General features: G+C 45.8%; 8 protein-coding genes. All 8 read right to left on the minus strand.

From position 1 onward, the window contains the following. Window positions 1–56: 56 nt before the first annotated feature. Entirely contained in the window at window positions 57–4082 is a 4026-nt protein-coding gene (gene rpoB, locus VTH8203_RS19400) for a DNA-directed RNA polymerase subunit beta (protein ID WP_096995131.1), read from the minus strand. Window positions 4083–4331: 249 nt separating this feature from the next. Beyond that, the gene (rplL, locus tag VTH8203_RS19405; protein WP_096995132.1) at window positions 4332–4700 is read right to left on the minus strand and encodes a 50S ribosomal protein L7/L12; all 369 of its coding nucleotides are present in this window, start codon (window positions 4698–4700) and stop codon (window positions 4332–4334) included. 59 nt (window positions 4701–4759) lie between these two features. Next, a complete protein-coding gene (gene rplJ, locus VTH8203_RS19410) occupies window positions 4760–5254 on the minus strand; it encodes a 50S ribosomal protein L10 (RefSeq protein ID WP_096995134.1) in 495 nt (164 codons plus the stop codon). Window positions 5255–5510: 256 nt separating this feature from the next. Beyond that, entirely contained in the window at window positions 5511–6212 is a 702-nt protein-coding gene (gene rplA, locus VTH8203_RS19415) for a 50S ribosomal protein L1 (RefSeq protein ID WP_096995135.1), read from the minus strand. 4 nt (window positions 6213–6216) lie between these two features. Continuing rightward, window positions 6217–6645 carry a 50S ribosomal protein L11 gene (gene rplK / locus VTH8203_RS19420; RefSeq protein ID WP_096995137.1) on the minus strand — a complete coding sequence of 143 codons (429 nt, stop codon included), beginning with the start codon at window positions 6643–6645 and terminating at the stop codon, window positions 6217–6219. A gap of 165 nt (window positions 6646–6810) precedes the next feature. After that, entirely contained in the window at window positions 6811–7359 is a 549-nt protein-coding gene (gene nusG / locus VTH8203_RS19425; protein ID WP_031496663.1) for a transcription termination/antitermination protein NusG, read from the minus strand. Window positions 7360–7372: 13 nt separating this feature from the next. Then, window positions 7373–7750, minus strand: coding sequence for a preprotein translocase subunit SecE (gene secE / locus VTH8203_RS19430; protein WP_096995138.1), 378 nt, complete (start codon window positions 7748–7750; stop codon window positions 7373–7375). Between the two features lie 300 nt (window positions 7751–8050). Beyond that, the coding region (locus VTH8203_RS19435) for an EF-Tu C-terminal domain-related protein (protein ID WP_503169856.1) at window positions 8051–8259 on the minus strand (209 nt) is incomplete at its 5' end.

The raw sequence follows: 8259 nt of genomic DNA on the forward strand, positions 1-8259 counted from the left end.
CTCGCTTGGTCAGCAAACCAGCGCGAGCCCCTTTTCTACCAGATAATCCAGATGGATTATTCGTCTTCTAGCTCGATGTTGATACCTAGCGAGCGGATCTCTTTCAACAATACGTTGAACGATTCTGGCATGCCAGGTTCCATGCTGTGGTTACCATCGACGATGTTCTTATACATCTTCGTACGGCCGTTAACGTCATCAGACTTAACCGTTAGCATTTCTTGAAGCGTATATGCAGCACCGTATGCTTCTAGTGCCCATACTTCCATCTCACCGAAACGCTGACCACCGAACTGAGCTTTACCACCAAGTGGTTGCTGAGTTACTAGGCTGTACGAACCAGTTGAACGAGCGTGCATCTTGTCATCAACAAGGTGGTTTAGTTTCAGCATGTACATGTAACCAACAGTTACAGGACGCTCAAACGCATCACCAGTGCGACCGTCAAACAGAGTTAGCTGACCAGATTCTGGTAGGTCACCCAGTTTTAGAAGTTCTTTAATAGACTTCTCAGACGCACCGTCAAAGACAGGTGTAGCAATCGGTAGACCGCCACGTAGGTTGTTAACCAAAGTACGTACTTCGTCATCAGACAGTGATGCAATATCAACGTTCTGACGAGTACCACCTAGATCGTAAACCTTCTGCAAGAATTCGCGGAATTTCGCTAGTTCTTGCTGCTCTTTCACCATCTGGTTGATCTTGTCACCGATACCTTTCGCTGCCAGACCTAAGTGAACCTCAAGGATCTGACCGATGTTCATACGCGAAGGTACACCCAGTGGGTTAAGTACGATGTCTACAGGCTGACCTTTTTCATCGTAAGGCATGTCTTCAACAGGGTTGATCTTAGAGATAACACCCTTGTTACCGTGACGACCCGCCATCTTATCACCAGGCTGGATACGACGTTTAACCGCTAGGTAAACTTTAACAATCTTAAGAACGCCAGGCGCTAGGTCATCACCTTGAGTGATCTTACGACGCTTAGTTTCAAACTTCTTATCAAAGTCTGCACGTAGCTCGTCGTACTGCTCTGCAAGTTGCTCAAGTTGAGATTGCAGCGCATCGTCTTCTAGCGTTAGTTCTAGCCACTTCTTACGATCGATAGTATCTAGTTTAGCGTCAGAGTAACCACCTTGAAGTAGTACAGCTTTCACACGGTTTAGAAGGCCACCCTCAAGAATCTGGAATTCTTCAGTTAGGTCTTTCTTCGCTTCTTTCAGCTGCATTTGCTCAATTTCTAGAGCACGTTTGTCTTTCTCTACGCCATCGCGAGTGAAGACTTGAACGTCAATGATGGTACCTGAAACAGAGTTAGGTACACGTAGTGAAGTATCTTTAACGTCAGATGCTTTCTCACCGAAGATCGCACGTAGTAGCTTCTCTTCAGGCGTTAGCTGAGTTTCACCTTTCGGCGTTACTTTACCAACTAGGATGTCACCACCCTTAACTTCAGCACCGATGTAAACGATACCTGACTCGTCTAGTTTAGACAGAGCAGATTCACCTACGTTTGGAATATCCGCTGTGATCTCTTCAGAACCCAGCTTAGTATCACGTGCCACACAAGATAGTTCTTGAATGTGGATTGTCGTGAAGCGGTCTTCTTGAACTACGCGCTCAGATACTAAGATCGAGTCTTCGAAGTTGTAACCGTTCCAAGGCATGAACGCAATACGCATGTTTTGACCAAGCGCGAGTTCACCAAGGTCTGTTGAAGGACCATCAGCAAGAACGTCACCACGTGCTACTGGCTCACCAGGTAGTACAGTTGGGCGCTGGTTAATACAAGTGTTCTGGTTAGAACGCGTGTACTTAGTCAGGTTGTAGATATCGATACCGGCTTCGCCAGGGATCAACTCGTCTTCGTTAACTTTGATAACGATACGAGAAGCATCTACAGACTGAACGCTGCCACCACGTTTAGCTACTGCTGTAACACCAGAGTCAACCGCTACATTGCGCTCGATACCAGTACCAACTAGAGGCTTATCAGCCTTAAGTGTTGGAACAGCCTGACGTTGCATGTTCGCACCCATCAATGCACGGTTCGCATCATCGTGTTCTAGGAACGGGATAAGCGATGCAGCGATAGATACTACTTGGTTTGTTGCAACGTCCATGTAGTTAACATGGTCGCGTGGGTGAAGACCAGATTCACCTTTTTGACGTGCAGTGATTAGCTCGTCAGCAAATGTGCTTTCTTCAGTTAGCGCAGCGTTAGCCTGTGCGATAACGAATTGACCTTCTTCGATTGCTGATAGGTAATCCACTTCGTCAGTTACTACACCATCTACAACGCGACGATATGGCGTCTCTAGGAAGCCGTACTCGTTACAACGCGCAAACGCAGATAGAGAGTTAATTAGACCGATGTTCGGACCTTCAGGTGTTTCGATAGGACATAGACGACCGTAGTGAGTTACGTGTACGTCACGTACTTCGAAGCCAGCACGCTCACGAGTTAGACCGCCAGGACCCAATGCAGAAATACGACGCTTGTGCGTTACTTCTGAAAGCGGGTTGTTCTGGTCCATAAACTGAGATAGCTGTGAAGAACCGAAGAATTCTTTAACTGCCGCAGAAATAGGCTTAGCATTGATTAGGTCTTGAGGCATGATTGCATCAAGGTCACCTAGGCTCAAACGCTCTTTTACTGCACGTTCAACACGCACAAGACCAACACGGAATTGGTTTTCAGCCATTTCACCTACAGAACGGATACGACGGTTACCTAGGTGGTCGATATCATCAACTTCACCAATACCGTTACGGATCGCGATAAGCTTCTTCATCACTTCGATGATGTCTTGCTCATCAAGCGTACCCTGCTCTAGGCCATCTTCACGACCGATAGAGCTATTAAACTTCATACGACCAACAGTCGATAGGTCATAACGCTCTTCAGAGAAGAATAGGCTTTCGAATAGTGCTTCTGCAGCTTCTTTTGTTGGCGGCTCACCAGGGCGCATCATGCGGTAGATTTCTACCAATGCAGAGATGCGGTCTACCGTGCTGTCGACACGTAGTGTGTCAGACATGAACGGACCGTGGTCTAGATCGTTCGTAAATAGAACTTCTAGTTTCTTAACGCCAGCTTGAGATAGGTTCGCTAGAGCTTCTAGGCTGATCTCTTGGTTTGCACCAACGATGATCTCACCTGTCGCTTCATTGATGTAGTCTTTAGACGCTACTTTACCTACGATGTACTCGACAGGTACTTCAATGAACTCAACGCCATCTTTTTCAAGTTGACGGATATGACGAGCTGTAACGCGACGACCTGTCTCAACATAAGTCGTGCCATTGGCTTCGATATCAAATGAAGCGGTCTCACCACGTAGACGCTCTGGTACCAACTCCATAAGTAGAGTTTGGTCTTTCACTTCGAAGTTTACTTTTTCGAAGAAGATATCGAGGATTTCTTCCGACGTCTTACCTAGTGCACGAAGAATGATCGATGCTGGTAATTTACGACGACGGTCAATACGTACGTATAGGTTATCTTTCGGGTCAAACTCGAAGTCGAGCCATGAACCACGGTAAGGAATAACACGTGCGTTATAAAGAACTTTACCTGAAGAGTGAGTCTTACCCTTATCGCTGTCGAAGAACACGCCTGGGCTTCGGTGCAGCTGGGATACGATAACCCTCTCGGTACCATTAATTACGAAGGTACCATTGTCAGTCATAAGCGGAATTTCGCCCATGTAGACTTCTTGTTCTTTAATGTCTTTTACAGTACCTGCCGGTGCGTCTCTATCAAAGATAACTAGGCGTAGTTTTACGCGTAGTGGTTTTGAATAGGTAACGCCACGAATTTGACATTCTTTAACATCAAATACTGGCTCACCAAGACGGTAGCTAACGTATTGCAGCTCAGAATTGCCGTTGTAGCTCTGAATCGGAAATACAGAACGAAAAGCAGCTTCAAGTCCATATTGTCCTTCAGGATCCTGTTCGATAAATTTGTCGAACGAATCGAGCTGGATCGATAGCAGGTATGGAATGTCCAGTACTTGTGGACGAGTACCAAAGTCCTTACGGATGCGCTTTTTCTCGGTATAAGAGTAAACCATGGGGTTCCTCAGCTCGCTGATAAGTGACCCAAACCGCCCGTCCATCCTAGTTACTTAAGGTGGAGTATGGGGCAGTGACTAACAACTGTTTACTGTAGTGACGTTAACTCAAGCGTCGAGCAACGTTTTTTGCATGGTACGTAGATGCTTAAACAGCAGGAAAATTCATCTACGCCCTACAGCGCAAAAAGGCCGGTGGTCAATAAACCACCAGCCATTAGCCTGTTAGGCTAAGAAATTAAGTAATAATTACTTGATTTCAACAGAAGCACCAGCTTCTTCTAGCTGAGCTTTAAGAGCTTCAGCTTCAGCTTTGTCAACGCCTTCTTTTAGAGGTGCTGGAGCTGAGTCTACAAGACCTTTAGCTTCTTTAAGGCCTAGACCTGTTGCGCCACGTACTGCTTTGATAACAGCAACTTTGTTAGCGCCAGCAGCAGTTAGGATTACGTCGAATTCAGTTTGCTCAGCAGCAGCTTCGCCACCAGCAGCACCGCCAGCTACAACAGCAGCTGCAGCAGATACGCCGAATTTCTCTTCCATAGCTTCGATAAGCTCAACAACTTGCATTACAGACATTTCTGCAACTGCGTCTAGGATTTGCTCGTTAGTAATAGACATAACAATTCTCTTTTAAGTCAACAATAAGTTTATTTTGCAACCAGTAAAAAGCAAGCTGATTAAGCAGCTTCTTCTTGCTTCTGGTCGCGTAGTGCAGCGATAGTACGTACCAGCTTGCCAGCAGAAGCTTCTTTCATGCACATCATTAGGCGTGCGATTGCTTCGTCGTAAGTTGGTAGTGTCGCTAGTACTTCAGCATCAGTAACCGCGCCTTCAAATGCAGCAGCTTTGATCTCGAATTCTTTGTTCTCTTTAGCGAAGTCTTTGAAAAGACGCGCTGCAGCACCTGGGTGCTCGTTAGAGAACGCGATTAGAGTAGGACCAGTGAAAGTGTCAGTTAGACACTCATAGTCAGTACCCTGAACCGCACGGCGTGCTAGAGTGTTACGCACAACTTTCAGGTAAACGCCCGCTTCACGCGCTTGTTTACGTAGAGAAGTCATTGCGCCAACTTCAACGCCACGAGAGTCAGCTACAACTGCAGAAAGTGCACCACTGGCTGCTTCGTTGACTTCAGCAACAATTGCTTTTTTGTCTTGAAGGTTTAAAGCCATCTTGGATTTACTCCTGGTTGTTTTTACACCACCCGAAATCTTCGCGATTTTGGGAGTTCATACGGTGCTTTCCAGAAGAAAGATAAACGTACGCTCAACTTTCTTTCTATCTGGCACCATCTACGTAGGTAGTATTAAGTTCTTTACAGAACGCCTACGGTCTTGGACGGAGGCTAAATTCACTAAGGATTTTCAGCCCCAACCACAAATTTGATAGGCGCAAAATTATACATAATTATTGCGCCTATGCAAGCAATTAAGCTTGAGTGTTTAGTGTAGATTGATCTACAGCAACACCAGCACCCATAGTAGTAGAGATGCTTACTTTCTTCAGGAAAGTACCTTTCGCTGAAGACGGCTTCGCTTTCTTAAGCGCAACTAGTAGAGCTTCTAGGTTCTCTTGTAGTTGGTTTGCTTCGAAAGTCACTTTACCGATGGTAGTGTGAATGATGCCGTTTTTGTCGTTACGGTAACGAACCTGACCAGCTTTAGCGTTCTTAACTGCTTCAGCAACGTTAGGAGTTACAGTACCAACTTTAGGGTTTGGCATAAGACCGCGAGGACCTAGGATTGTACCTAGTTGACCAACAACGCGCATTGCATCTGGAGAAGCAACAACTACGTCAAAGTTCATTTCGCCTTTCTTAACTAGCTCAGCTAGATCTTCCATACCAACGATGTCTGCGCCAGCTTCTTTAGCTGCTTCAGCGTTTGCACCTTGAGTGAACACTGCAACGCGGATTTCGCGGCCAGTACCGTGAGGTAGTACAGTTGCACCACGTACGTTCTGGTCAGATTTACGAGCATCGATGCCTAGGTTAACAGCAACGTCTACAGACTCAACGAATTTAGCAGTTGCTAGTTCTTTAAGAAGAGCTACAGCTTCGTTGATTTCGTATTCTTTAGTTACGTCAACTTTTTCGCGGATAACGCGCATACGCTTAGTAAGTTTTGCCATGATCTTAACCCTCTACCACTAGGCCCATTGAACGAGCAGTACCCGCAATAGAACGTTTCATCGCTTCAATGTCAGCACCAGTCATATCAGCAGCTTTAGCTTCTGCTATTTCTTGGATTTGAGCGTCAGTCACTGTACCCACTTTTTCAGTGTTAGGACGACCTGAACCAGACTTAATGCCAGCAGCTTTCAGAAGAAGAGTTGCAGCAGGTGGAGTCTTAGTTACGAACGTGAAAGAACGGTCGTTGTAAACAGTGATAACTACTGGAGTCGGTAGACCTTTCTCAAGAGATTCTGTTTTTGCGTTGAACGCTTTACAGAATTCCATGATGTTCACACCGTGTTGACCTAGTGCAGGACCAACCGGTGGACTTGGGTTTGCCATACCAGCTGCAACTTGCAGTTTGATATAAGCTTCAACTTTCTTAGCCATGATATTTCCTAAGTTTGGGTTCAAACGCTATCCGTGTGGAAAGCTCCCCGTGTTTTGATAAAACTTTCTACAGCCAGTGCTGTAAAAAGGCGCGAAATTATAAGCATAATTCGCGCCCTATTCAACCCTAAAAAGGCGATTTTTTATACTCGTTAAAATCGAGTATTAATCAAGCTTATCGACTTGACCGAATTCAAGCTCAACTGGTGTTGCACGACCAAAGATCGATACCGACACTTTCACGCGGCTCTTATCGTAATCCACTTCTTCAACAGTACCGTTGAAGTCAGCAAATGGACCTTCATTAACACGTACCACTTCACCCGCTTCGAACATGGTTCTTGGGCGAGGAGCTTCGCTAGCTTTCTCTAAACGATTCAGAATAGCGTCTGCTTCTTTATCAGTGATAGGTGCAGGACGGTCAGAGGTACCACCAATGAAGCCCATGACACGTGGCACACTGCGTACTAAGTGCCAAGACTCATCGTTCATGATCATCTGAACAAGAACGTAGCCTGGGAAGAACTTACGCTCGCTTTTACGGCGTTGGCCTGCGCGCATTTCCACAACTTCTTCAGTCGGTACTAGCACTTCGCCAAAGTACTCTTCCATTGCGTGCATTTTGATATGTTCGCGAAGAGACTGAGCCACACGTCCTTCAAAACCAGAAAAGGCTTGAACTACGTACCAGCGTTTTTTCGGAGCTTCACTCATGAATTAACACCCTCTATAACCCGGTTATGAACGCAACAAGACGGACCATAATGCCGTCGATACCCCATAACGCAAGCGCCATTACAATACTTACTGCAAGGACAATCAGCGTAGTTTGCATTGTTTCTTGGCGTGTAGGCCAAACCACTTTGCGCACTTCTACGCGAGCTTCACGTGCGAACGTGATTGCTGCCTTACCTTTTGTTGTTGTAGCTGCTACACCAAGTGCCGCAGCAATCAATACAACCACACCTGCAGCGCGAAGAACCACAGAGAGTTCCCCATACAGGTAATTACCCACAACAGCGGCGGCTAGCAGAGCAAAAGCGACAATCCACTTCATTATATCTGCTGCATTTGAGCTATCAGGAGTTTCAGCGTTTGCTTTCATAAAACCAACCTGTGACAAGTCTAATTAGACGACAACAACCCCGCTGCTGCAGGGCTTATTCCTTTAATGCTGATTAAATTTCAGTCAAACCAACATATTAGCCAAAGGCTCAGGTAGAAATAACTTTCCAACTCAACCCTTAAAATCCTTTCTAAATTCATACAATGAGCAGTCATTGCATAAATTTTGCGCCTCTATATATAGTAGCGCAGAAAAAGGGCATCAAATGATGCCCTTTTTAGCATTGCTTAGTCAAATCTTATTCAAAGATTTTCCCAGAGCTTGCGACAATTCTAAGAATTAGTCGAAGATCTTAGCAACAACACCAGCACCTACTGTACGGCCACCTTCACGGATAGCGAAACGTAGACCTTCGTCCATTGCGATTGGAGCGATTAGCTCAACTTGCATTTGGATGTTGTCACCTGGCATTACCATTTCTACGCCTTCTGGTAGAGAGATGTCACCAGTTACGTCAGTTGTACGGAAGTAGAACTGTGGACGGTAGC

Source organism: Vibrio thalassae, from assembly GCF_900089835.1.
GTDB lineage: Bacteria > Pseudomonadota > Gammaproteobacteria > Enterobacterales > Vibrionaceae > Vibrio > Vibrio thalassae.